Annotated in this window: 25 protein-coding genes and 1 riboswitch; of the genes, 10 read left to right on the top strand and 15 right to left on the bottom strand. The window is 37.5% G+C overall.

Annotated features, from left to right (window positions below; genetic code table 11):
- Nucleotides 1-152: 152 nt before the first annotated feature.
- The 3 genes from CNQ82_RS01965 to CNQ82_RS01955 form a co-directional block, all read right to left on the bottom strand.
- The gene (locus CNQ82_RS01965; protein WP_123143852.1) at nucleotides 153-611 is read right to left on the bottom strand and encodes a MarR family winged helix-turn-helix transcriptional regulator; all 459 of its coding nucleotides are present in this window, start codon (nucleotides 609-611) and stop codon (nucleotides 153-155) included.
- Nucleotides 612-702: 91 nt separating this feature from the next.
- Nucleotides 703-2,136: a YhgE/Pip family protein gene (locus CNQ82_RS01960; RefSeq protein WP_123143851.1), complete on the bottom strand. Its 1,434-nt coding sequence runs from the start codon at nucleotides 2,134-2,136 to the stop codon at nucleotides 703-705.
- A 369-nt stretch (nucleotides 2,137-2,505) separates the two neighbouring features.
- Nucleotides 2,506-3,684 (bottom strand): glycerate kinase, encoded by a 1,179-nt coding sequence (locus CNQ82_RS01955; protein ID WP_123143850.1) that lies wholly within the window; start codon nucleotides 3,682-3,684, stop codon nucleotides 2,506-2,508.
- Between the two features lie 135 nt (nucleotides 3,685-3,819).
- Here CNQ82_RS01955 and CNQ82_RS01950 point away from each other — a divergent pair, with 135 nt between their 5' ends.
- Nucleotides 3,820-4,245 (top strand): pyridoxamine 5'-phosphate oxidase family protein, encoded by a 426-nt coding sequence (locus CNQ82_RS01950; protein WP_123143849.1) that lies wholly within the window; start codon nucleotides 3,820-3,822, stop codon nucleotides 4,243-4,245.
- Between the two features lie 89 nt (nucleotides 4,246-4,334).
- Here the strand turns inward: CNQ82_RS01950 and CNQ82_RS01945 are convergent, their stop codons facing one another.
- The 4 genes from CNQ82_RS01945 to CNQ82_RS01930 form a co-directional block, all read right to left on the bottom strand.
- Entirely contained in the window at nucleotides 4,335-5,195 is an 861-nt protein-coding gene (locus CNQ82_RS01945) for a phytoene/squalene synthase family protein (protein WP_240624905.1), read from the bottom strand.
- Nucleotides 5,196-5,391: 196 nt separating this feature from the next.
- Nucleotides 5,392-5,763 carry a YbgA family protein gene (locus CNQ82_RS01940; protein WP_123143848.1) on the bottom strand — a complete coding sequence of 124 codons (372 nt, stop codon included), beginning with the start codon at nucleotides 5,761-5,763 and terminating at the stop codon, nucleotides 5,392-5,394.
- Between the two features lie 50 nt (nucleotides 5,764-5,813).
- Entirely contained in the window at nucleotides 5,814-7,238 is a 1,425-nt protein-coding gene (locus tag CNQ82_RS01935) for a YfcC family protein (RefSeq protein ID WP_123143847.1), read from the bottom strand.
- 141 nt (nucleotides 7,239-7,379) lie between these two features.
- Complete coding sequence (locus CNQ82_RS01930; RefSeq protein ID WP_123143846.1) at nucleotides 7,380-7,577, bottom strand: hypothetical protein; 198 nt, start codon at nucleotides 7,575-7,577, stop codon at nucleotides 7,380-7,382.
- Between the two features lie 146 nt (nucleotides 7,578-7,723).
- Nucleotides 7,724-7,826, top strand: a riboswitch (TPP riboswitch).
- Nucleotides 7,827-7,933: 107 nt separating this feature from the next.
- Here CNQ82_RS01930 and CNQ82_RS01925 point away from each other — a divergent pair.
- The 4 genes from CNQ82_RS01925 (at nucleotide 7,934) to CNQ82_RS01910 (ending at nucleotide 10,844) form a co-directional block, all read left to right on the top strand.
- Nucleotides 7,934-8,686, top strand: a complete 753-nt coding sequence (locus tag CNQ82_RS01925) for a 3-oxoacyl-ACP reductase (RefSeq protein ID WP_123143845.1) — start codon at nucleotides 7,934-7,936, stop codon at nucleotides 8,684-8,686.
- Nucleotides 8,687-8,889: 203 nt separating this feature from the next.
- Nucleotides 8,890-10,191 (top strand): LLM class flavin-dependent oxidoreductase, encoded by a 1,302-nt coding sequence (locus tag CNQ82_RS01920; protein ID WP_123143844.1) that lies wholly within the window; start codon nucleotides 8,890-8,892, stop codon nucleotides 10,189-10,191.
- A gap of 123 nt (nucleotides 10,192-10,314) precedes the next feature.
- The gene (locus tag CNQ82_RS01915; RefSeq protein ID WP_123143843.1) at nucleotides 10,315-10,653 is read left to right on the top strand and encodes a hypothetical protein; all 339 of its coding nucleotides are present in this window, start codon (nucleotides 10,315-10,317) and stop codon (nucleotides 10,651-10,653) included.
- Nucleotides 10,654-10,658: 5 nt separating this feature from the next.
- Nucleotides 10,659-10,844 carry a helix-turn-helix transcriptional regulator gene (locus tag CNQ82_RS01910; RefSeq protein WP_123143842.1) on the top strand — a complete coding sequence of 62 codons (186 nt, stop codon included), beginning with the start codon at nucleotides 10,659-10,661 and terminating at the stop codon, nucleotides 10,842-10,844.
- On the opposite strand, the gene CNQ82_RS01905 is transcribed toward CNQ82_RS01910, so the two are convergent.
- The 3 genes from CNQ82_RS01905 to CNQ82_RS01895 all read right to left on the bottom strand — a co-directional run bounded on the left by CNQ82_RS01905 (nucleotide 10,839) and on the right by CNQ82_RS01895 (nucleotide 15,231).
- Nucleotides 10,839-12,470, bottom strand: a complete 1,632-nt coding sequence (locus CNQ82_RS01905; protein ID WP_123143841.1) for a poly(glycerol-phosphate) alpha-glucosyltransferase — start codon at nucleotides 12,468-12,470, stop codon at nucleotides 10,839-10,841. The two genes, CNQ82_RS01910 and CNQ82_RS01905, sit on opposite strands and share 6 nt — an antisense overlap.
- Nucleotides 12,471-12,543: 73 nt before the next feature.
- Complete coding sequence (locus CNQ82_RS01900) at nucleotides 12,544-14,697, bottom strand: fibronectin-binding protein FnbA (RefSeq protein WP_123143840.1); 2,154 nt, start codon at nucleotides 14,695-14,697, stop codon at nucleotides 12,544-12,546.
- A 120-nt stretch (nucleotides 14,698-14,817) separates the two neighbouring features.
- A complete protein-coding gene (locus tag CNQ82_RS01895) occupies nucleotides 14,818-15,231 on the bottom strand; it encodes a YSIRK-type signal peptide-containing protein (protein WP_123143839.1) in 414 nt (137 codons plus the stop codon).
- Nucleotides 15,232-15,644: 413 nt separating this feature from the next.
- Between CNQ82_RS01895 and CNQ82_RS01890 the strand changes: the two genes are divergently transcribed.
- Nucleotides 15,645-15,845: a hypothetical protein gene (locus tag CNQ82_RS01890; protein ID WP_123143838.1), complete on the top strand. Its 201-nt coding sequence runs from the start codon at nucleotides 15,645-15,647 to the stop codon at nucleotides 15,843-15,845.
- Between the two features lie 48 nt (nucleotides 15,846-15,893).
- Here CNQ82_RS01890 and CNQ82_RS01885 read toward each other — a convergent pair whose 3' ends face one another.
- Together CNQ82_RS01885 and CNQ82_RS01875 are read right to left on the bottom strand one after the other, a co-directional pair.
- On the bottom strand, nucleotides 15,894-16,370 hold the full coding sequence (locus CNQ82_RS01885; RefSeq protein WP_123143837.1) for a peptide-methionine (S)-S-oxide reductase: 477 nt from the start codon (nucleotides 16,368-16,370) through the stop codon (nucleotides 15,894-15,896).
- A gap of 566 nt (nucleotides 16,371-16,936) precedes the next feature.
- Nucleotides 16,937-18,013: a YkvI family membrane protein gene (locus tag CNQ82_RS01875; protein WP_123143835.1), complete on the bottom strand. Its 1,077-nt coding sequence runs from the start codon at nucleotides 18,011-18,013 to the stop codon at nucleotides 16,937-16,939.
- Between the two features lie 208 nt (nucleotides 18,014-18,221).
- Between CNQ82_RS01875 and CNQ82_RS01870 the strand changes: the two genes are divergently transcribed.
- On the top strand, nucleotides 18,222-18,965 hold the full coding sequence (locus CNQ82_RS01870) for an SDR family NAD(P)-dependent oxidoreductase (protein ID WP_123143834.1): 744 nt from the start codon (nucleotides 18,222-18,224) through the stop codon (nucleotides 18,963-18,965).
- 162 nt (nucleotides 18,966-19,127) lie between these two features.
- On the opposite strand, the gene CNQ82_RS01865 is transcribed toward CNQ82_RS01870, so the two are convergent.
- Nucleotides 19,128-19,601 (bottom strand): DUF4064 domain-containing protein, encoded by a 474-nt coding sequence (locus tag CNQ82_RS01865; protein ID WP_123143833.1) that lies wholly within the window; start codon nucleotides 19,599-19,601, stop codon nucleotides 19,128-19,130.
- 200 nt (nucleotides 19,602-19,801) lie between these two features.
- Entirely contained in the window at nucleotides 19,802-20,884 is a 1,083-nt protein-coding gene (locus CNQ82_RS01860) for an aldo/keto reductase (protein ID WP_123143832.1), read from the bottom strand.
- A 285-nt stretch (nucleotides 20,885-21,169) separates the two neighbouring features.
- Between CNQ82_RS01860 and CNQ82_RS13355 the strand changes: the two genes are divergently transcribed.
- The 3 genes from CNQ82_RS13355 (at nucleotide 21,170) to CNQ82_RS01850 (ending at nucleotide 22,955) form a co-directional block, all read left to right on the top strand.
- Entirely contained in the window at nucleotides 21,170-21,304 is a 135-nt protein-coding gene (locus CNQ82_RS13355) for a hypothetical protein (RefSeq protein WP_257213610.1), read from the top strand.
- 184 nt (nucleotides 21,305-21,488) lie between these two features.
- Entirely contained in the window at nucleotides 21,489-22,679 is a 1,191-nt protein-coding gene (locus CNQ82_RS01855) for a YbfB/YjiJ family MFS transporter (protein WP_123143831.1), read from the top strand.
- A gap of 54 nt (nucleotides 22,680-22,733) precedes the next feature.
- Nucleotides 22,734-22,955 carry a hypothetical protein gene (locus CNQ82_RS01850; protein WP_123143830.1) on the top strand — a complete coding sequence of 74 codons (222 nt, stop codon included), beginning with the start codon at nucleotides 22,734-22,736 and terminating at the stop codon, nucleotides 22,953-22,955.
- Nucleotides 22,956-23,000: 45 nt separating this feature from the next.
- On the opposite strand, the gene CNQ82_RS01845 is transcribed toward CNQ82_RS01850, so the two are convergent.
- Nucleotides 23,001-23,606, bottom strand: a complete 606-nt coding sequence (locus CNQ82_RS01845) for a DUF4004 family protein (RefSeq protein WP_123143829.1) — start codon at nucleotides 23,604-23,606, stop codon at nucleotides 23,001-23,003.
- Nucleotides 23,607-23,703: the final 97 nt, after the last annotated feature.

Below are 23,703 nucleotides of genomic sequence, written 5' to 3'. Positions count from 1 at the left end.
ATCACTCCATTTTTCTCGTCATAAAGTTATTTAAGTTAATTACGATAGTAATCTTTACCCGTGTGTACAGTCTGGTAATGATTTCATCTAAAAAAGCCGGAACACCCTCTTATAGGTATCCCGACTGCTCATCTATTAAATCCCCCACAGATTTAATCGTGTATATAGCGTTTTCGTTCTTTTAAAGCCTTTTCAATATCCTCTAATTTATCGACGAAGTCATTGATTTCTGCTGTCGTAAATATGCCATGTAAGCTTTGTTCTACAACGCTGGAAAGTTTGTATTTCACCTCTTCTAAAAACCGTGTACCTTCCTCTGTCATCTGCATGAGTTTGATACGTTTATTATCAGAGGGCGCCCGCTTTACCAGCCCTAACTTTTCCAGTTTATTAATTCGTTTAGAAGCAGCAGTCTTAAAAATGCCTTGCTTCTCAGCCAATTCATTGACAGTAACTTGGCTGCAGGTACGAATAATAATCAGTGCTTCCATTTGTTCGCGTGAAATTGTGTATTCCAGTCCAGTTTCTTGCAGCATATCCGAAATTGTCTTGTTGATACTCATCAAAATGAGGTCGAAGCGTGTCAGCGCTTCTTGCATATCATAAGTCATGATGATGCCTCCATTCCATTTATCACTAAGCCTAGTATAACAGTTATTCGTCTTATGCTTGAGCTACTTTCGAAAAAATATTGTTTAATTCTTAATTAAAGCTCATTTGAATTAATGGTTTGCCGCGTTTGTTGAACCAGATTAATACGAGGTATTGGATCAACATAGAAACGACTGCGATGCTGCCAAGTGAAAGTATGACGAAACCGAAGTTGAAGTGTCCGGCGTTCGTAAAGATTGCTTCACGGAATCCTTGGATGGCATAAGACATTGGTGAGAATGGATGGATGAAGCGGAAGAATGCTGCTGACATTTCAATCGGGAACATTCCTTCACTTGAACTCAATTGCAACACTAGAATGAGCATTGCCAAGAAGAGTCCTACACGGTCTAGGAACAACACTAAGAGTGAAGTTAAGGACAATGCTGCGATACTCCATAAGATGCCCACTAATAAGAAGTGTCCCATGTTTTCAATATCTAAACCGAGTCCGAAGATGACCCATAAACTCATCAAGATAGCTGCAAAGGTACCTTGAATGACGTAAAGGAATATTTTCCCTAGAATTTGTTTCCAAGGTCTTGTCTCTGGAGTCATTGTTTTAGTTAGCGGATAAATCGCTGCAAAGGATACGGCACCTACGAATAAACCTACAGCAGCCATATAAGGCAATACTGTTTCACCATAGTGATCTGCTTTTGTAATATTATGTTGATCTACATCTTCAATATTATTTAATGCATTTTCATTGGCTTTATCGAAATGTACTTCAGTTTGTTTTTTAACTGCATCATCAATTTTAGATTTCAATTGATTATTATTTTGTTGCAATTCTTGTAAACCGCTTGTTACTTTTTCATTCCCCTGCAATAACTGTTGACCTTGTGCACCAGCCATTGGAGCCATTTGTTGCAAGCCTTGAGTCACTTGGTTATTACCGTCGATTAATTGACCTTCTGCATTAGACATTTGGCCTAAAGCATCGGAGGTATCAGAATAACCTTCTTTAGATTGTTTATTTGCTTTGAATAATTCACCTAAATATTTTTCGCGCACATTATTTTGCATTGTTTTTGTAACTGTATCAATTGCTTTTTGTGCTGTTTGACTTCCAGTGAAACTAGAGCCAGGATTCACTTGTGTTTCTAAGTGGATTTTCTTAGGGTGTTCATCTAATAAAGTGGTTGCATTTTTTGACGTATTCTCAGGAATAATAATTGTTCCTAAAGACTTACCATTTTTCAATTGTTTTCTGGCAGTTTTTTCAGAGACTTCTTGGAACGTAAATTTTTTCTTGTCTTTTAATTTATCAACCAAGTCATCCCCGATCGTTAATTTTTTGCCTTGAAGTGTTGCGGATTTGTCGTGATTGACGATCGAAATCTTCAAGTGATCCGTTTTATTATAGGGATCCCAAATTGACCCTACAAATAGTGCAACATAAATGAGCGGCAATAAACCGATGGCGATTAACGCCACAATCAACATTTTATTGTTTTTCATCAATTTAAACTCATTAAACATTTTCTACTCTCTCCTTACTTTCCTAAAAGTACACCCTTTGTACTATCAGACATTATGATACGTTGCTGCGTGAAATTTTAACTTCAATATACGTCGTGCGATACTTTATTTAAGTTCTTTTTTTAATAGTACACCCTGTGTACGATTTTCAATAATAAACCCCTCAAAGCCATTCGTCAACAAAAAAATCCCCTCTTTTCAAAAGTTTTTTGAAGCGTAAAATACCCCTCAAATCGTTGAATACTTGCGTGATAAGGAGTGAAACGTTTACATTTATTTTGCCTAAAAAATGAAACAGGCACCGAGACAAAATAATATCTCGGCACCTGTTTTTTAGATCAACAAATACAAAATTTTTCTTTTTAAAGTTTATCTTTCGTGTTGAACCCACTCGCCAATTGCTCTCCCTTTTTCCACCATAGAACTGAATCCATTCTCCATGGCTTCTGAAATTTCCACTTCAGAAGGCTTATCGGCATACTTATCATCATCATCTTTACCTACAAGTGAAAATACATAAGAAATGCCATGGTCATGTACAATGTCATAATCTTCGCCCACTACGCCGCAGACTGCTATGACGGGCACATTGCAGCGTTGCGCCACTTCTGCCACGCCAATTGGTGTTTTGCCGTAAATCGTCTGTGCATCTATCTTACCTTCACCGGTAATACATAAATCTGCGTCCTTTAAGCGCGTTTCTAAATCGGTTTCTCTCAATACCACATCAATCCCGCGAGTCAACTCAGCTGAAAGGAACGCATGTAACGCAATCCCTGTACCACCAGCTGCGCCAGCACCAGGAACTTCAGAGTAGTCTTGATCGAAAGTGGTAGTTAAGACATCACGATATTGAGTGAGTGCATCTTCTAATACTTCTAAATCCGCTTCTGACGCTCCTTTTTGAGCGCCATAGGTTTTAGTTGCGCCACGTTCTCCAAGCAATGGATTATCCACATCACAAACAATTTCAAACTCTACATCTTTCAAACGGTCATCCATTGCACTCAAATCAATACGCTCTAACCGTTTTAATGAAGCGCCACCTTCAGGCAAGGCTTCTCCTTCTGCATCAAAGAATTTTACACCTAACGCACGTAGCATTCCTGTACCACCATCGTTAGTCGCACTACCGCCGATACCTAGAATAATTTTCTGTGCACCCTTTTCTAAAGCATCCATGATAAGTTGGCCCGTGCCGAAAGTAGAAGTTAAGAGAGGATTGCGGTCCTCTGTTGAAATACGTTCTAGCCCTGAAGCCTCAGCCAATTCTATAATCGCAGTAGACTGATTGAAGACATAGGAGTACTGCGCTTCTACAGGCGCACCTAGTGCATTTTGAACCTCGACTTTCTGGTAAGCACCGCCTAACGCTAAATGGAGTGCTTGCATCGTCCCTTCGCCACCGTCTGCCATCGGGACAATATCATATTCAGTTGTTTCCGGAAGTGTAGCGCTCAAGCCCATTTGCAATGCACGTCCCGCTTCTGCCGCTGTCATACTCTCCTTAAATGAATCTGGAGCAATGACTATCTTTTTAACGTTCATTTCCTCACTCCTCATTTACAATTCCTTAATTCCATTATATTTATTTTACATTTTACATCAAAATAAAATATCGATTTTACGTATTTTTATTTAATACAAATGAATTCGGGTAAACACTAAGAGAGGTGAAGCGAAATGGATAGAGAAGTTGTATTGAAAAAAATCAAAGAAATTATGAAAGAATCTCGTATTGGTGTCTTATCTACTTCACAAGAAAATATTCCAGATAGTCGTTATATGATATTCTACGACCAAGAATTTGATCTTTATACAAAAACAAGCAGAGAATCAATGAAAATCGAGGAAATTGAAAAGAATCCTATCGCTCATATTTTACTCGGTTATGACGATACAAACAATCACAGTTTCTTAGAAATCTACGCTGATTTAGAAGTGACTGAGGATCCAGATATTATTGATTGGATTTGGGATGAACAAGATAAATCATTCTTCCAATCTAAAGATGACCCTAAATTATGTGTCATCAGAGCCATTCCAAAATCTATCAAACTCATGAATAGCGATTCCGAAGACGGACCGCAATTAGTAGAATTTGATTGATATGTATTGAAAGCTGAGGCAGTGGTTGCCTCAGCTTTTTTATGTGGCAGTAGTTATAATGCGAATGTTATTTCTGTCCGCTCTCTGCCTTATTTATAATTTTTCATCACGCGTCGATAAATCCGCCCTTTTTTCCAACGGCTGACATAGGCACGTTCATGTAAGGAGTAATTCTGTTTGCGCACCACCGGCAAAATTGCATGGTAGGCTTCAGCAGCCAACTCAATAATCGGGCGCGCTTCTTTGTGGAAGTAATGTAAATTATCTAAAGCATGTGTATACATATCGTCTGCATCTTGCGCGTAACTTTCCCATAAATCAATATAATTCTGAGTAACGCCTTGATGATAGACTGCTTCTAAATCTACCTCATATTCCTGCAGACGCTCTGCACTCAGGTAGATGCGACCATTTTCAAAATCTCCTCCGACATCCCGTAAAATATTCGTAATTTGCAACGCTTTGCCTAATTCTATACCAATTGCATCGGCAGTTTCATAATATGCCGGGTCTGCTAATACCGGTGTCAGCAATTCTCCAATCGTACCAGCTACCCCATAACAATAAGCGTATAAATCTTGGTCTGTCTGCAAGGCCGTCATCGTTAAATCCGCTTCTACATATTCCATCAAAGTCAAGAATGCTTGTTGCGGAACAGGATATTCTTGCAAAGTATCCCCAAATGCACGCATGACTGGTGCATCGCTTTTAAATTGCTGCTCTGATTTCCCTTTATAAACCGCTTCTAAATCTTCTCGAATCGCCTGCAAACGTTCAGGATCTTCATACTCATCAATACTGTCGTCTATCATGCGACAAATTGCATAAATAGCCCATACTGCTTTACGTTCATTTTCCGGAAGATTGTTGAAGGCATAGAAGAAAGTTTTAGAGTATTCTTCCATGATACGTTTACAATATTCATAATCCTCATTGATTGTCTGTTCCACAAAAATCACACCTTGTTGTCATTATTCTTACTAGAGGCTTGTACCCTCTATTTATAAAAATAAAATCAATTTAAGAATGTTACCTAAATTAATCGTACTTAATTGAAACTTGTGTTACATGTTAAGCGAAAAAGAGATAAATGTCATTTAATAACATACCTTTTTTCTGAAAAATTTAGATTATATTTACATTTTGTCATACTTTTTTCAAAATCGATGAATTCAATAAATACTTGCTCTGATATTTTTCAGCAAGTGTACAGATAAACTGCAATAAGTCAAATTGTGTTGCTTTGTCGGATTGAAAGTTTTCTTTTAATATTTGATGTTGTTCTTTCTCTGTATCTGTTGCTTCTTTCTTAAAATATCCCCACATATGATCAAAGGTATTCAACACCGAACCTTTTTGCGGTTCAATAGCTAAAGCTTCATCAATTAAGGATTCTAAATCGTCTTCAGCAAGTTGTGCTTTCATTTCTGCACGTATTTGATTGTAATGTTTCTGACTGTGCCACATGACTTCGTATTTATACTCGCTCCACAATTTCTCTTTCGTATGCTGGCTCATCTTCAGACCTCCTCTTTCCTTGCACGGTTCTCTTCAAGGGTTTCTTTTCCCTAATAGCCTGCAAGTAATGCAATGGACATGGCTATCGCGCAGATTAGGGCCCAGATGGCAATGAGTTTCCAAGCGAATTTCAGCCACTGGACGTAGGAGATTTTGGCTACGGCGAGGGCGCCCATCAGAATGGCGGAGGTCGGGAAGAGGACGTTGCTGATGGAGTCGCCGTATTGGAAGGCGAGCACGGTGAGCTGACGGTTAATGTGCAGCAGGTCTGAAATGGGTACCATCAATGGCATGGTTGTAAGTGCTTGGCCTGAACCTGACGGAATGAAGAAGTTCAGGAAGAATTGGAAGATGAACATGACGATGATGACAATAGATGACGGCACGTCGTTTAATAGTGTGGTCATGCCGTGAATGATACTGTCGATGATCTTGCCTTGTTCCAGAATAACGACGATTCCTTTGGCGAAACCTACGATCATGGCGCCGAAGAGGATGTCTTTCATGCCGTCGATAAAGGCGTCGAAGGTTGCGTTGAGTCCGAGTCCGCTGATTAAGCCGGCGAGTAAGCCTGCCAGGACAAAGTTGGCGCTCATTTGGTTGAAGGTCCATTCGAAGCGGAAGATGCCATATACGTTGAAAATAATGGCGAGTACAATCATGCCGAGTGCTAAGGCTTGTCGTTTGGTAAAGCGTTCGTAGTCAATGGCTTTATGGCTGTCGCCTTCTTCTTGTTCAAGTGCATAAACGATACTCTTCTGTGGATTACGTTTTACCTTTCGGGCATAGAGCAGGACGGTAGTAATCGCAGCGGCTAGAATAAAGAGATAGATGACTGTTCTCAAGCCCCATCCTGAGAACATGGGAAGTTCTGCCACTGTTTGCGCAACACCGACTGTAAATGGATTAAGCATCCCGCCGATAAATCCGCTGGCAGCACCGAGTATGACCATGGCGGCTCCTGTCAGTGCATCATAACCGAGCGTGCGAGCAATAATAACACCAATCGGCACGAAGATAATAGTTTCTTCTGCTAAACCGATAGAGAATCCTAAGATGGAAAAGACGGTCATAGTGAGTGGAATCATTAGAATTTTCGAAGAGCCTAATGATTTTATGGCTTGGTTAATGCCGTTTTCAAAAGCACCTGTGCGATGGACAATACCAAAGGCGCCTCCGACTAAGAAGATGTAAAAGACTATTTCTCCCCCTGTTAATAATCCTTCGGGAACAGCACGGAATAAGTCTAGAAAGGATACGCCGTGTTGTGCAATTTCATGGTAAGACCCTGGAACTACAAGTGTTTGTCCGCCCTTTTCTTCTCGTTTGTATTCTCCAGCAGGAATAATATAAGTTAAAATGCAAGCTACGGCGATAATCATCATCAGTAAAGCGTAAGTATGCGGTGTTTTGAATTTAAATTTCCTGAGTTTCGATGGCTTCGGTTTGTCCTTTGTTTGTGTTGTCTCTGACATAAACATTACCCCTTTGTTTTTAGATGTCTGAATTTTCTTACTTTGTTAATTATAGCCTAATCTCGAGAGATTAAGCGGAGAATGTTTATGTTAGTATGTAGATACGAAAAGCTGAGACAATTTAATATGTCCCAGCTTTCTTTAATGTTTAACTTCTTCCTCAGCATTTGAATGGTTTTCGGCAGATTCATTCGTTGCTTCACCATTATTCTGTGCTTTTTCTGCTTCCCATTTCGCTTCTTTTTCCTTTTGTTTTGCTTTACGTTTCTTTTCTTCACGTACAGCCATAACAATGAAGCCGACTGCTAAAATTGGGAACGACATTCCTAACCAGAACATTCAAATCCCTCCATTCATTTAAATATTATCCGCTAGAATTCTCCCTTATCATAACACTTTCATTCACCAAATTTCACGTATTGCATACAAGATTCTCCTCTCCTTGACACCCTCTCAAATTCAAGCTACATTGAAAGTAACAAAAAGATACGCACTAGGGGTGTTTTTTCAAACTGAGATGAGGATTTCCTCAGACCCTTTGAACCTGATCTAGCTGAAACTAGCGTAGGAAAGTGTGAGATAACCGCAGAATGAGTAGGTTTAGTACTGACCTCAGACTGCCCTCTTGCCTACGCAGATTTTAACAATCATGCGTATTTTTTATGTCTATAATAGAAAAAAGGGAGCGGATTAACATGGCAAGAACAGTACTCGTAACAGGCGGTGCACGCGGTTTAGGCGCAGCAATCACTAAGACACTCGCAGAACAAGGGTTCAATATTATTATCAATTATAACCAAAGCAAAGATGCAGCAGAGCAACTCGTTCAAGAAATCGGAAACGAACGCGCTGTCGCAATACAAGCAGATGTCACAAATCGCGAAGCGGTAGACGCTTTGGTAAAAGAAGGCACTGAAAAGTTCGGTCAAATTGATGCAGTCGTCAATAACGCATTAGTCGGATTCAAATTTGATCCAACTGCCCAAAAAGCGTTTCCTGACATGAGCTGGGAAGACTACCAGCAACAAATCGACGGTACTTTGAAAGCAGCATTCAACGTAGTGCAAAGCGTAGTACCGCAATTCATCGAACATCAAGCAGGAAGTATTGTAAGTATCGGAACTAATTTATACCAAAATCCTGTTGTACCTTACCATGAGTACACAACAGCGAAAGCAGCTTTAATCGGCTTCACACGTAATATCGCTTCAGAATTAGGACAATACGGTATTACGGCGAATGTAGTCTCTGGTGGATTACTTAAAACTACAGACGCTAGTGCCGTGACAACACCAGAAGTCTTCGATTTAATCGCTCAAACTACGCCGTTGAAAAAGGTGACAACACCTCAAGATGTGGCCAACATGGTAGTTTATCTCGTTTCAGAACAAGCAAAAGGTATTACAGGACAAAATATTACAGTAGACGGCGGATTGACAATGAATTAAACAAGGTGCTTGAGAAGGCCGCTTTGATTCCGAGCAATAAGGAGAAATGAGCAGAAGACGTTCTTCAGTCTTCGGGGAATTTCGACTTATTGACAAGGAATCAGCCTTCGAAAGCCCGTCTATCAACCCAGAGGGCGCACTCTCAAGTTCTGCCCTCTTTCTCATGCTTTCTTTTTTAAAATTAAAAACAGAGGTGAATGGAAATGTCTGATCAGAAAGCGCAACTACATATTGGTGTCCTCATATTTGGTTGTGGTCATCACCAGGCTGCTTGGCTCATGCCTGATTCGAGTGTGGAACGTGTTGGAGATATTAATTATTACCAAGATTTGGCACAAATTGCTGAATGCGGCTTATTTGATGCGGTGTTCTTTGCTGATAATCAATCTTTTCCTGCGAAGGATGATACGTCGATGCCGGCGTTCTGGTTTGATCCGATTGTGAATTTAACTGCGATTTCACAGGTAACACATCATGTCGGTTTAGTTTCTACTATTTCGAGCACGTTCTCGAATCCTTATACGGCTGCAAGACAATTGTTGAGTCTGGACCATATTTCAGGTGGCCGTACAGGTTGGAACCTAGTTACTTCTATGACTGACCTGGAGTCTAAGAACCACGGGATGACAGAGTTGCCTAATCATGATGACCGCTATGCAATTGCTGAAGAATTTGCAGAAGTTATGAATGCCGCGTTTGAATCTTGGCACCCTGAGGATTTCAAACACGACCGTGATCAAAATCAACTTGTAGATTCTAAGAATATCCAGCCTTTTAATCATAAAGGTGTTAATTTTGCAGTTAAAGGACCGCTTTCAACACCGAGCAGTCCACAGGGCAAACCGGTAGCTATGCAAGCAGGCGCCTCTAAACAAGGTGTTGCTTTGGCTGTGAAATATGCGGATGCAGTGTATTCGGTTTCTTGGAATATTGAGCAAGCGAGAAATTTCAGAAAGCGTATGGATGCTGAAATTTCTAAGCAAGGTTACACTGACCGACGTCTCAAAATCTTCCCAGGTTTAGTCACTTATGTGGGTAAAACGCATGAAGAAGCTTTGGAAAAGAAAGCAGCTTTAGATGAAAAATTACCGATTGAAACAGCCTTAAAACAACTGAGCTTCTTTGTACAACAAGACTGCTCTGAGTGGGAATTAGATGCAAAAGTACCGGAGTTACCTCCTGTAGAGAAATTTACCGGACCAGTCGGACGTTATGAAACGGTATTGGAAATTATTAATGATACAGATCCTACTGTACGTGAATTATTAGGTTACTTGAATGCAGGAGGCGGCCATTTGACACTTATCGGTACGCCTGAAACTATCGTTGATGAAATGGAATACTGGTTGAATGAAGGTGTGGCAGATGGATTCAATTTGATGCCTCCCACATTGCCGGGCAGTCTTGAAGACTTTATTGATTTAATTGTTCCAGAATTGCAGAAACGTGGTTTATATCGCACAGAATATATTGGTTCAACATTTAGAGAATATTTAGGTGTTTAAGAAAAAGCAGAATCCATGTGATTCTGCTTTTTTGATAGTAAATGTAAAATAAGTTTGACACTTTTAAAAGAGTAATATAAGCTAAAGGTGTCAAATATATTTTACATATAGAGGTGCATCATTATGACAGAAACTATTATTTTAATTATTACAATCAATGCATTCTTTTTCATGTGGAGAGGTATTCATCGTTTCTTTCTACCATCTGAAATTGTAGATGTTAAAAATGAAAGTAATTATGATGAACGACAAAGTAAAATTTTTATGGAAGGTTTTGCTAAAAGCTTTGTAGGTTTAGTATTTGTCCTATCAATTAGTTTTATTTTTAGAACAAGCGGATTAGTCGATGCAAATAGAAGTTTAATTGGCAAATATCCTGAAGGCGTTTTTTTAGTAATCACTTTAGTTATGGTAGTCCTAAGTTATTTTTCGATTAAGCAAAAATACACATCTAAGGGTTGATTTCTTTGCAAAATAAAATAAAATATTATAGAAAACAAAATGGCATGTCTCAAGAGACTTTGAGTAAAAATGTCAATGTCTCGAGACAAACCATTAATGCAATTGAAAATAATAAATACGATCCTTCGTTAAGTTTAGCATTTCGAATAGCTAAACAATTCAAAGTGACGGTAGATGAATTATTTTCATGAATTATTTTCTTCTTTAAAGACATGTTGATATTGAACGTAACCTGAAACATAGTGTTCTATATCATCGATTCTAACCCGATAACCGTGGTGTTTAATGAAGAAAGTACCTAAGATTCTTGATGGGTTCTTAAAGTACATTGCGACTTCTGGATAAAAATATCCAGTTCGTTGATAGTCAGCTCGTGTGTGAATAGTATCAATAAGTTCTTCAACGTTAATCAACTTATCGACCACTCTTCCAAAGCCTTTTTCACGTGCTTTAGCAATAATATGGTAAGTCGCCATCAACATTTCCATAAACGTCGGGAAAGTTGTAATTCTATTCTTGATATAATCAAGATAGCTAGAGACGTTACGAATACCGAATTCGATATATTTCTGTTCGGGTTTAATTTGAATCAACTCATTTGTACAGTAACCGAGCCAATGATCGTGATATTGCCAATACTTTAATGAAATGAATCGTTCAAACATAGCTTGTACAGTTTCTAGCCACTTAGGATTGCCGTCAATTTGGTATAGACGCAATAAGGCTAATGCAGCTTCACCGTCATAATAAATGACACGGAATTTATCTTTGATTTCTAAGGTTGGATACTTTAATACGTGAACTGTTTGGGCCGTTTCTGCATCAATCATTGTTAAAATACCTTCTGCAACTTTCTGAGCTGCTTCTAAATATTTTGGATGGTCAGGGTCAATCTGTAAATATTCACATACTGCAAAGATAAATGCAGCATTCTGGCCTAATTTTATTTCATTAGTATTCTTTGTATCATCATAAATATGACCTACGCCATCTTTTTCATACAGATAGTTATCAATAAGATAATCAATTGCTTTATCTGCACTTGTTATATCCTTACCTAAATAATGAAGACCTTCGATCATGGCATAAGTAGAAGATGAATGTCTTAAATTATTGTAGAAACTGATTTTTTTATCGAAATGCGGAAAGTAACCATAGTTGAATTTACCATTAGGCTGTATCTCATCTTCCAAATGTTGTGTTGCAGTAGTAATCATTTTATCGATTTCTTGCGAAAGATTTTCCACTTTTCTTAAGCCTTTTTCACGACCTTCTGCACCTAAATTATATACTTTATGATCTTCAATAAAATAGCCTTTAGTATAGAACTTTGTAATATTTTTTCCTTCATAATCTTTATGTCTAAAAGCATTCATTTGTTTGGTATATTTTTTCAAGTAGTTATTAATATTATCTTCAGATAGGAAGAAAGATTTCTTATCTTTAGTTGGTCGTACAAATGCATTAATATTTATTTCTTCGGCCATAAAAGCACGATTCCAATTACTATCTAATACAATTCCGAAATCAACGTAATTTCTTCTCGTATCTTCTAACTCTTTTCTTACTTCATCATAAGATGTCTCTTCTGTACGATACACAAAATCGACTTTAACCCACTGAGGAAATTTTCCTGCTTTCTTTTTAAATTGTTCATATTGTTTAATAATATCTCGCTTAATATTTGAAGGGTTTTTCAACAGCTTAATAGTTGCTTTCATATTTGGATTTCCTAAACTGATAAAAATATAATCTTTGCCTAATAAATTCTTTTCTGCCTTTTGTAAAATTTGATCGACTTCGTTGGTTATATTCATGAGTTCAATCCCCTTCTTATTCTATATGTATGAAAAGGGCCGGAACAAAGTCCAGCCCTCTATTTAAATGATTTTATTGCTTTTTATCTTTCTTACGGCGTCCGAATAATAATGCTGAACCTAGGGCAGCAAACAATCCGCCGAATAAGCCAGCTTGTTTATTATTATCATTACCCGTATCTGGTAATTCTTTATCACCTGATCCATGATGGCCATTATCTCCATCTGTATCATGATGTGGTTCTCCTGGGTGATCTCCATCTGCGTCTGCATCGGCATCCGCATCAGCGTCAGCGTCTGTGTCATCGTCATCTCCGTCTGCTTCTCCTGATCCTTGTAGGTAAATATTTTCATTATCCCAAGTATAGTAATTATGATTTTGACCGTTTGGACCAGCATCAGAGGTCATTTCAGCTCTAGTTTTAATTGATTCACGATTGCCATCTTGAGCCTTACTATCTAAGACTATAACGTATTGACTACCATTAGAAGGTAAATTATGGAAATCTAATGTTAAAACTTCTTTACCGCTAGCATCTGTTGTATATTGCGGGTTGAAATTATATTTGGGATCATTCTTAACATTTGTTACATCTACCAAATTAGGATTACTTTCATCTAAATAATAACTTGGATTTAATTTTTCACCGTTTCGAACTTCGTATATTTTATAGCTAGTAACATCAGGATTCAACTGAGCTGAACTATCATTCGGTGTATTTTTACCTGGCCAATAATTATACAAATTCACTTTAGTATTATAAGCATGTTTAGCTTGTGGGTTTACATAAATAACTTGTTGATACTCTCCTGTTGCTTGGTCAGTATGTGTAATGAATGAATCAATATTTGATGAAACTTGCGAATCGTTAGTTCTATAATTGATTTGAACATTATCAGTAAATGATTCGCCAGCAACAGTAGTAGTTACAGGATAGTTCCCAGATGTTTTAGCTTCTGTTCTGTCAGCCCATAATGGCAATTCAAATTCACCTTTTACATTATCGTGTTTATCTACATAGTCAGTAAATGTATAAGTTAAAGAATTATCTTTTTCATTAAAAGCACCTGAAGCAACGACTTGGTTACCATTCATTAAATCTGGAATTTTAGTGCTTTGCGGTGTGCTGTTCCCAAAGTAATTTAAGTATTTGGGGAATTTAACTGTAAAATAATCACCAGATTTTACTGCGTCGGCAACAGTTAAGTCTACAGACATATCTGTGCTGCCACTGTCATTAGCTTGAACAGTTTTATTAGATAATTTGTAATTCGAAGCAGTTACTAAATTATCCACATTTGTTCCAGTCGGTGCTGCTTGTGTTGTTGCATCAGATGTTTCTCCACTTGATGCAGCGTTATTATCTGCTCCAGACGTTTCTGGTTTTGTTACGTTGTCATTATTGGAATCAAGCGACATTGCATATGTTTTAGCGTCAGTATTTTTAGTAGTAGAACCAGATTGACCTGTTTTACTAAATCTTGAAAATGTTCTAGGAGTAGTTGCTAACGGTTGAGCGCCATCTTTTTTATTTGAAAAGTCTTTAGCTGCATCCGAAGTGTCTTCAAAGTTTTCTCCATTTGTTTCAACATTTCCTAAAGTTGGGTTATTAGCATCTGTAACTGTTGATCCATTAGGGTCGAATGAAGCATCTTCGTTCGGAACATCTGTTTCCGCCCCGTTATTCACTGGTGCTTGAGTTCCCTCAACTGCGTCTTGGCCTTGATCTTGTTCTACTGGATTTTGTTCAGCCGGTGCTTTTGTTGTTTTATTAACTGGTGCACTGAATGGTTCAGGATTATTTAAACCTACCGCTTCTGTGCCCTTTGTTTGAGGCGCTTCAACTTGTTCCTCAGCTGGTTTTGTTTTATCAGCGGCTGCTGTATTTCCTTCAGCTACTGGCTTTTCTTGAGTATTCGCGGGTGCCTGCTCTGTATGTTGTGGTTTTGTATTTCCTTGTGTATTATCATCAGTTGCTGGCTTTTGTTCCGTTGAATGTTGTTCTGTCGGCTCTTGTTCAACCGGCTTTTGTTCCGTCGGTTTAGTTTGATCAGTTGAACCTTCAGTTGCTTGAGGTTGGGATTGTTGCGATGATGGTTGTTGTGTATTTTCTGCTGGTTTTTGTTGCTTTGGTGCTGCTTCTGATTGTTCTTGTTCACCTTTAGTAGCGTCGTTTTGCGGTTCTAATGGTTGGTTATTCTCAGCTTGTTCTTGTTGTCCATTCAACTGGTCGTTAGCCTTTGGTTGTTCAGAATCTTGATTTAGAGTTGCATCCTCAGAGTTTACTGATTGTTCAGTATTTTTAGAATCTGATTTCTCGTTATCTTGTGCACCTGTAGTTTGTCCTTATAATTGTGATTGTTGTTTTGTCGAATCTTCATTTGCTGCTTGTGGTTGATTCGTTTGTCCTTGAACTTCATTTCCATTTGCAGTGTTGCTATTTTCTTCTGGTTGTTTTGAAACTGGGTCAGTTTGATTTCCAGAGTCTTCAGGTGTGGTAGTACCTTGATTCACTTCTTGCTGACCAGCTTCATTTGAAGTTGATTGTCCGCCTTGCTTACCTGCTGTTTGTTTGGAAGTATCAGTGGCAGATTCAGTCGTTTGTGCTTTAGTGTCCCCATTATTAATTTGCTCTGCTGCTTGTGCATCATTGGCATTCGCAAATAGCGTGATACCTACGATGACAGAAGCTGCTCCTGCAGTCATCTTTCGGATTGAATAACGATTACGTCTCTTCTTAGAAAAATCTTGATTATCCAATTAATCCCTCCTAATAAATATGAACTTACAACGTTACCATACCACAAGTGCGCAACTAATAACATTGATTTTATTTATTTTTCACAATTATTTAATATTTAATCAGTGTAAAGTAGTAAGTATAATAGGACAAATCTCATTAGTAAGAATTAAAAAAGTAATAAATTATAAAAAAGTGCACATGATTTTAATTAGATAATAAAAATCGGTTCTATCTATACTTTTATTTATCCAATCAACCTAAATTAAATATATATATTAACCCATAATACTTAATTCCACTGTTCTCATATAACCTTAATTTATATTTATAAACTTTTCGGTTACCATTACTTTTGATTTACTCAAATTTTTCTGCCATTATAATTGATTGATAGCACATTGTTGTAAAATCAAAATAGAAGGTGATTAATATGAATCATGAGAAAGAAGAGAAAAGCCTTGATGAAATTAATCGAGAAATTGAAGAAGAATTAAATAATTATAAACCTGAAGATGATGAAAATAATAAGAAAAAGCGAAATATACTTTTTACCGTTCCAGGCATTATCATTTTACTTATCGTCTTAGGATTAGCTTTCTATAGAATCTTTCATTTCTTTTTCCTAATTTAAATAGCAATTAAAAAGAAGTCCAGACTGATAACAGCTGAACTTCTTACTTTATGCATTATATTTTTGTAAAAGCTTTTTCGGAACGTGGCAATAGTCATCAGGATGCTTGTCTAATCGATCTTGGTGTTCTTCTGCACTAGGAATGTAATTAGTGAGCGGTAAGACTTCTACAGTAATGCGGCGACTGTCAGGACGGTCTTGAATATACGCTTTCGCTTCCTCCAAATGACTTGCTTGCTCGCTATAGACGCCAGTGCGGTATTTAGGTCCAATGTCCTCGCCTTGTTGATTTCTGCTATACGGATCAATGATTTCGAAAAGATGTCCTGTTAAATCCTCAGCACTGACTTGATCAGCATCAAAAGTAGTTTTAACGCATTCTACATACCCGTCGTATTGTCCTTCTAAATTTCGAGTACTCCCATTAGCTCTGCCCGCTTCTGTCTCTATCACGCCTGGCAGTGTTTTGACGAAAGCTTGCACACCCCAGAGACATCCTCCTGCTAAATATATCACTTCGTTCACACTACATAACTCCTTTTGCCCATTATTTTATTACATTCCGGGAATATAATAAGCTACAATCAATTATTCCAATCAAGGTGGTGATGGCTTCGTGAAGTTTCTTTATCATATTATTGCTATTTTAGTGCTTTCCACTTTTTTATACTTATTTTTTGTCATCACAGATAGTTTGGGATCACATCATTTAGCTGAACTTTTGATGAATATTGACTTCCTCCCTGGATTTCGGCATGCTGGATTCTTTTCATCACTGTTATTTCATCTCGGTACTACCACTGCTGTCTATATTGCTTTCCAATGTATCAAAAATTCGCATTTTTATCCAATAGGAATCATTATTTCGATTATCATGTTCGCTATTTTATACCCATTTTTAATTACAATGTCTGTGCGTTCGATGTTCGTTTTCTCTTGGAGTGATTATTTTATTTGGATTATCGGCCACATTCTTTTCTTAGTTTTAATCGATTTGTCTTTGCGATTCGAAAAGAATTTCACTCACCATTAGCCTTTTTATTTCCCGGGTAATTAAAAAAACTCCTCTTTCCGACAAGAGGAGCTCTTTTTTAAAGTAATTTCTTTTTCGTAAATTTGTTCATGAACCAACGTACCAATAATGACAATGTAATAAATAAGCCAATATAACCAAAGACTTTGAAGACAAAGTTTACTAAATCTACGAAACCTACGAAGCTTAAGATGTAAGCGAGTATAAGGGTTACACCAAGCATGATAATATATTTTTTTGAAGTAGGATCAGTAAACCGTGTGAGGAATGGATAAATCATTCCGATACAGCTGTTAAAAATAACCCCGAACATGACAGCTGACATTAAGTAAGATAAAAATGGATGAATATCATTCGCTAAAAGCAATGTAGGAATATCCACAGTGTTTGCTTTCTGTAAATTCGCTAATAAGCCGCCTATCATAATCAGTAAGAGCAGGCTGAACGTTAAACCTCCGAAATAGGCGCCCCTGCGTGCTACTTTATGATTGAGCGCATCATTACCTACTATAGTCAAGAAACTAAAGCTGTTTCCGATAATCAAACCGCCATAAACAATCGCATCCCACCACCAAAAGTGACTGGATGTTTTAGAGGGCTTCGTATAATGACTTACATCCGAAAAATGTACAGCTGGGTGTAAGATATTAGTGCCTGCGATAATCAAGACTGCAATTACTAAGAACGGCGTCACTGCGCCTAAAACAGTTAAGATCTTATCGAATTTCAATTGCAGTACTATGAACAGCAGCACCACAATAGCTAATGAACCTATCCAACTTGGTACGTTAAATCCTTGTTCCAGCGCTGAACCTCCGCCAGCAACCATTACTACAGTTAAACCGAACAAGAAGAAAATAATTAAATAATCAATAATTCTCCCTAATACATTCCCAAATAAATGATTGAGTGAAATATCATAGCTGTCCGCTTCTAAACGATATCCCATTTTGGCAATTTGACGTGTTCCGAACGTTACGATAACCCCTGTCAGAATTGCGCCTAGATAAGCATAGTTACCATGGTTGACGAAGAACTGCAAGAGTTCTTGTCCGGTAGTAAATCCTGCTCCAACTATAAAACTTAAATACGCCAGAGCTATTCCTATCGATGCCTTATTAACTTTGCTTAACATGAAATTCCTTTCTCCCTTCGAAAAATTAGAATAACGATACTTAAACATTATAGCATAATTTCATTTTTCGTTTTTTTCTTGATGGAAATAAATCATTTTGTCCTAAAGAAAAAATAAGAATTTATCACATTTTAATATTTTGAGAAAAATTCACTTAGCCTCTAAAATGAAAAACGAAAGATAACTACGAATACAAAGGAGAGATAAAATGAAGGGCAAAACAGCAATTGTTACAGGTTCAAGTCACGGTATCGGCGCCACTACAGCAAAGTTATTAGGTCAACGTGGTGCAAATGTAATCGTAAATTATTTCTCAAGTGCAGATGCTGCTGAAAAAGTAGTAGAATTTATTGAAGAAAACGGCGGCAAAGCTATTGCCGTTAAAGGCGATGCAAGATGCAAAGAAGATATTGATAACATTGTTAAGGAAGCCGTCAATACCTTCGGCAGTATTGATATATTCGTGCATAATGCAGGCATGCAGTTCCCAATGAAATCATTTGCAGAAATGGAATGGGAAGAATTTATTCATAAAACAGATGATGAATTACAAGCTGCTTTCTTTGGAACTAAAGCTGTAATTGAACATATGAAGGAACAACAATATGGTAAGTTAGTCTATATTTCAAGCGGGTTGAGCAAGCGCGCAGCTCCTAACTTCTTAGCCCACGGGGTGTCTAAAAGCAGTCTTAACGCTTTCGTTAAATACATTGCAGACGAATATGCTGATCAAGGTATTACAGCTAATACCGTAGCTCCGGGCATGGTTGAAACCAATGCGACTTCCGGCATGCCTCAGGAATACAAAGATAAACAAGCTTCTTTCGTGCCAATGAAACGTATTGCCCAACCAGAAGATGTAGCTAAAGCAGTAGCGTTTTACGCAAGTGACGACAGCGCTTATATTACAGGAAGTTATATGCCTGTTAGCGGCGGCAGCGAAATGATATAAATAAGCAAATTGTATTAGGGGTTGGGGCATGATAAAATGTCTCAGCTCCTGTTTTGCGATTGAATCAAGTTTTTGGGTGGGGTAGAATTTGTTGAGTTGTCGAAAATCCTACTAAATAGCAAAAGAGAGTTGGAACAACTAATGTTCCAACTCCCATAATCCTTAATATTTATAAGGATCTTCATCATTTCGATCTTTAGCGACTTCATTAGCTTTATCATAATTATAATAGCCATCTTCAGTTAAAGTATCTCTTTGAGGTTTCTTAACTAGAAGCATAATACCAGCGATAATCCACAAAATCGCTACAACCCAGTTTCCTAATAGGGAAATAACGCCAGCGATTAAAATTAAAATACCTGCTGTTTTAGCTTTCTTATTGATAAATACGCCACCTACAATAGCTATTACCAAAGTAATCAGACCTAAAATTAAAACAAAGATTCCTACATTTTGGAATAATGAGGCTGTCATAGTAGCGTCTTCATAAGTGATGTTACCATCACCTTCTTGCATACCTTGAATGAATGAATCTGCACTCATAAAGGGTAACACCAAGCCGATTAATAACAGGCCGATTGCTGATAGACCCACGCCAATCCATGTTAAAATGTGTTCTGCTGTTCTTTTAATCATCTTAATTCCTCCTCCCTTATAATTAAACAAATAATTTAGAATAATATGATTATCAACACTAGTATATCGAATTGTATACTTATATGTCTATACTTAAATTATAATTTTTTGTATTATTTAAAATTTAAATATATAACCTTGGATTAAAGATATAAGAATTTCCCACCCGCAGTCTTTAGTACGAGTGGGACAGAAATCAACTATTGTATCAAATTATCTTTGCGATCCATATATTCTTGATAATCTCTCAAATATTCCTGCTCAGCATTTGAAGCTCTATCCGCTGAGTTCATTGCACGATGCCAAAGCGGGTAAATCGGTTCAGGTAAGGTTAAGTCATTGATGGCACGCATCTCATCAGCAGTTAACTGTAATTGATAAGAAGCGATATTGTCGTGCAGCTGTTCTTTATTACGTGCAGCTATGACGATAGAATCGACATTCGGTCTGTCACGCAACCAAGCTAATACAATTTGCGGTATTGTTGCATTATGACGCTGTGCAATTTCTGCTACTGTATCGATGAGTTGATAGAACAAATCATGATTTTTCACATATGGCTCAGGCCAACCGTCACCTTGTCTAGTATTCGGTTCACCCTTTTTATCCCGAGTAATCTTGCCTGTTAACAATCCTTCTCCCAATGGCGACCAAATACTGTTGCCGACTCCTAACTCTGTACCAGCCGGAAGCAACTCATATTCCGCTTCACGCGATTCTGGCGTATAGTAAATTTGTTGTGCAATCGGAGGTATCATATTATTTTGCGTCGCATACGTATGCGTATGTGCTAAATTCCAGCCACTATAATTTGATACGCCCCAATAACGAATTTTGCCTTTTCGAATCAAGTCGTTCATCGTTTGTATTGTTTCTTCTACGGGAACCTGGCCATCCCACGTATGCACATAATACAAATCTACATAATCTGTACCGAGTCTCTTTAACGAATGATCGATAGAGCGTTCAATATTCAGTCTTGAAGCACCTACGTTATTTGGATTGTCATTATAAGGAAATCCCATTTTCGTACTAATCACCATTTCATCGCGATGATTGCGAATGCCCTTACCTAACGCAATTTCAGAGTCGCCTTTCGAATATAAATTGGCTGTATCAAATTGGTTGATGCCTTGGTCTAACGCATAATCAATAAAGTACGCGACTTCTTTTTCACTCATTCCACCTGCATTTTCAAATCCATTACTTCCAGCAAAAGGAATCGTACCTAATGCATATCTTGAAACGTTCAATCCAGAATTACCTAAACGTGTATAATCCACACTTAACGCCTCCTCATTATCTCTATATAATATTAAAATTCCCTTTTCAGTTCTGATACAATCATCAAATGCGCTCTCGTTTTTGAAAAAAATAAGAATTTTACGCTCCATAAAAGGTCATTCACACGTATCAACTATATTTTTAAAAAAATAAATTTGACTCTACAAACCTAGTGGTTGACAGGTTTTACAAAAAGATTTGAACTTTAGTGCAATTTAAAGTGTTTCATACCAAATACACGGGGTAACCCATAACTGTACTTAAATTTGAAGGAGGAATAAATTATGAACTTTGATGATATCAAGAAAAAAGGCGAAGATCATTTAAACGAACACAAAGATGAGTACATCGAGAAAGGTAAAGAGTACGCTAAAGATAAATTAGGCGGCGACAAAAAAGATAAAAAAGACGATAAATAAACATATTTTAGAAATATGATTGAGATATTATTTGAGATGAGATTAGGTACATTGTGTACTTAGTCTCATTTTTTATTTTAATAATGATAAGTTAAAGTTATTTTACAAGTTTATAAATCATCATTATCTAAAAATTACAAAAACACGTATAATAAAGGCCATATTACCCAAAGGAGGCAACATCATGAACCAACACGCTCATCGACAATTATTGCTAGGCATGGCTTCTTTATTCATTGTTATGGCAATCGGACGCTTTGCTTATACGCCGATTTTACCCTTTATGCAACATGCGGAACATATGAGCGATCAGGCTGCCGGATTACTAGCCACAATTAATTATCTCGGCTATTTGATTGGTGCAATTATTCCCATGTTTTTCATTTTCAAAAGCAAGGTTGTAGATGTCAAAATCTATCTTATCCTGAATATCCTTTCTATTATTTTGATGGGGTTCACGACAAATTACATATTCTGGTCCATCCTACGTCTGATTGCCGGTATAACCAGCGGAACCGTCTTTGTACTCGCTTCGAACGTCGTCTTAGAAGCCTTACGCCAAGCACATAAAGAAGGAATTTCTGGACTACTATATAGTGCGGTAGGTCTCGGGTTATTCTTCAGCAGCATCTACGTCTTCTTCTTTACAGATGAATCGACGTGGCAGATGACCTGGATTATATTAGGCGCTATCTCCCTAATACTGGGTTTATTAGTGATTTTCTTGATGAAAGAAAACCCGCCTAGAGAGTTGCCTGGAAATAGTGATACCTCTGAAGAAGATAAGACTGCCCACCGTCTTAACCCTAAATTTATGCGTTGGTTCTCTATTGCTTATTTCTGTGAAGGAGCTGGTTATATTATTACAGGAACCTTCTTAGTGGCCATCATTAAATCAATCCCCGCCTTCTCGGATTATGCGGCTTTAAGTTGGATGTTTGTAGGTCTAGGAGCCATTCCTTCAACGGTGGTTTGGTCATTGATTGCTGAAAAGTTAGACTACAGTAAAGCAACATACATGGCTTTCGGCCTCCAAATTATCAGCGTCTGTCTCCCGGTTATTTCACATAACATCGTCAGCCTGATTATCAGTTCTCTATTATTCGGGAGTACCTTCTTGGGCCTTACTACTTTGTTTATGTCTAAAGGTCAAATGTTAATGTTCCAAACAGGAAGTCAGTCTAACTTCATAGCAACCCTCACAGTAATTTACAGTGTAGGTCAAATGATTGCGCCTTTTGTATCAGGATATTTGATTGGAGAGTCCGGTAATTATAATTCTGCATTATTGTTTGCCACAGCAATTTTAGTCCTCGGTTTGATCAGCAGCTGGCTCAGTTACCGCGCTTTGCAAAAAGAAGAAGGTACAGCTTAAAGTTTGCTTTTATGACAAGAGGGAATGATTTTAACAACAAGGGAGGAATCCAATATGCCTTTTGTAGAAGACAGAATGATGAAAGATTTAGAAGAAAAACCTTCTCGCGTAGAAGAAGGAGGCTTTAACACTGATCAAGAGATGCAGCAGAATGCATTTGAACGTTTAGGTAAAGACGTAGTTATCATAGAGATTCTTTCAATCATGAATATTGTATTTGCTGTTACAACGTTCACATTACTCGGTTTATTTATTAGAGCGACTAAAGACAAATAATTTAACTTGCAAACCCCAAGCAGCATGGCTGTTTGGGGCTTTAATTTACATTTCTTCCATAAATAATTTCTCTGCTTGGATAGTATCCAATACCTTCACACTCTTGTCTAAGGTAATTTTCCCTTGCAGATCAGCTAGTAAATAGAATGTAATCCCTAACTTACGGCAAATATATAATACGACATATTTATTATTCTCACTGCTCTGCAGTAAAAAGTCTTTTAAGTCCTGCAACTCATCCATTGAGATAATACTTTTTGTTAACACATCATTTAAAATAGTTCCTACATAGACCGCCTTTTCTTCTGGATATTTGTTCAGCAAGCTTTCTCCGACTTCGCTCATAAAATAACGTGACCACTGATTTATTAAAGTTTCATTACTTAGCGCATTATTTTCAACAGCTCCACTCTCTTCAGCAAACTTCTTCGCTAATTCATCTAACGAATATTTATTTTTATATTTTTGAATATCTTTAATACGCTTTAGCGCCTTATCTTTTGGTAAAAAAGATTCTTGACCCGTATAAGTAGATTTGCGGATAAACCATTCATCAGGGATTAAGTGCTTACGCTTCCAACGATAGAGCTGGCCATAAGTAATGTCGCACTTTAATAAAAGTTCTTTCTTGCTAATAAGTTGTCCTTCCATGTCACGATACCTCCTAATAACAGTGTAACATAACATTGTTACATGTACTAGTATGGCTTGTTTAAAGGCATTAAAATAAGCTTGCATGCCATTTTCG

Source organism: Staphylococcus debuckii, from assembly GCF_003718735.1.
GTDB classification, from domain to species: Bacteria; Bacillota; Bacilli; order Staphylococcales; family Staphylococcaceae; genus Staphylococcus; species Staphylococcus debuckii.
This window is presented reverse-complemented; position numbering and strand designations above follow the sequence as displayed.

Coding starts and splice junctions, on each gene's coding strand:
- CNQ82_RS01855 (WP_123143831.1), top strand. CDS start 21,489: ATGAACCAACACGCTCATCGACAATTATTGCTAGGCATGGCTTCTTTA.
- CNQ82_RS13355 (WP_257213610.1), top strand. CDS start 21,170: ATGAACTTTGATGATATCAAGAAAAAAGGCGAAGATCATTTAAACGAA.
- CNQ82_RS01955 (WP_123143850.1), bottom strand. CDS start 3,684: ATGAACGTTAAAAAGATAGTCATTGCTCCAGATTCATTTAAGGAGAGT.
- CNQ82_RS01930 (WP_123143846.1), bottom strand. CDS start 7,577: ATGTTCTGGTTAGGAATGTCGTTCCCAATTTTAGCAGTCGGCTTCATT.
- CNQ82_RS01870 (WP_123143834.1), top strand. CDS start 18,222: ATGAAGGGCAAAACAGCAATTGTTACAGGTTCAAGTCACGGTATCGGC.
- CNQ82_RS01960 (WP_123143851.1), bottom strand. CDS start 2,136: ATGTTTAATGAGTTTAAATTGATGAAAAACAATAAAATGTTGATTGTG.
- CNQ82_RS01865 (WP_123143833.1), bottom strand. CDS start 19,601: ATGATTAAAAGAACAGCAGAACACATTTTAACATGGATTGGCGTGGGT.
- CNQ82_RS01965 (WP_123143852.1), bottom strand. CDS start 611: ATGACTTATGATATGCAAGAAGCGCTGACACGCTTCGACCTCATTTTG.
- CNQ82_RS01850 (WP_123143830.1), top strand. CDS start 22,734: ATGCCTTTTGTAGAAGACAGAATGATGAAAGATTTAGAAGAAAAACCT.
- CNQ82_RS01935 (WP_123143847.1), bottom strand. CDS start 7,238: ATGTCAGAGACAACACAAACAAAGGACAAACCGAAGCCATCGAAACTC.
- CNQ82_RS01890 (WP_123143838.1), top strand. CDS start 15,645: ATGAATCATGAGAAAGAAGAGAAAAGCCTTGATGAAATTAATCGAGAA.
- CNQ82_RS01925 (WP_123143845.1), top strand. CDS start 7,934: ATGGCAAGAACAGTACTCGTAACAGGCGGTGCACGCGGTTTAGGCGCA.
- CNQ82_RS01845 (WP_123143829.1), bottom strand. CDS start 23,606: ATGGAAGGACAACTTATTAGCAAGAAAGAACTTTTATTAAAGTGCGAC.
- CNQ82_RS01905 (WP_123143841.1), bottom strand. CDS start 12,470: ATGAATATAACCAACGAAGTCGATCAAATTTTACAAAAGGCAGAAAAG.
- CNQ82_RS01920 (WP_123143844.1), top strand. CDS start 8,890: ATGTCTGATCAGAAAGCGCAACTACATATTGGTGTCCTCATATTTGGT.
- CNQ82_RS01915 (WP_123143843.1), top strand. CDS start 10,315: ATGACAGAAACTATTATTTTAATTATTACAATCAATGCATTCTTTTTC.
- CNQ82_RS01950 (WP_123143849.1), top strand. CDS start 3,820: ATGGATAGAGAAGTTGTATTGAAAAAAATCAAAGAAATTATGAAAGAA.
- CNQ82_RS01875 (WP_123143835.1), bottom strand. CDS start 18,013: ATGTTAAGCAAAGTTAATAAGGCATCGATAGGAATAGCTCTGGCGTAT.
- CNQ82_RS01940 (WP_123143848.1), bottom strand. CDS start 5,763: ATGAGCCAGCATACGAAAGAGAAATTGTGGAGCGAGTATAAATACGAA.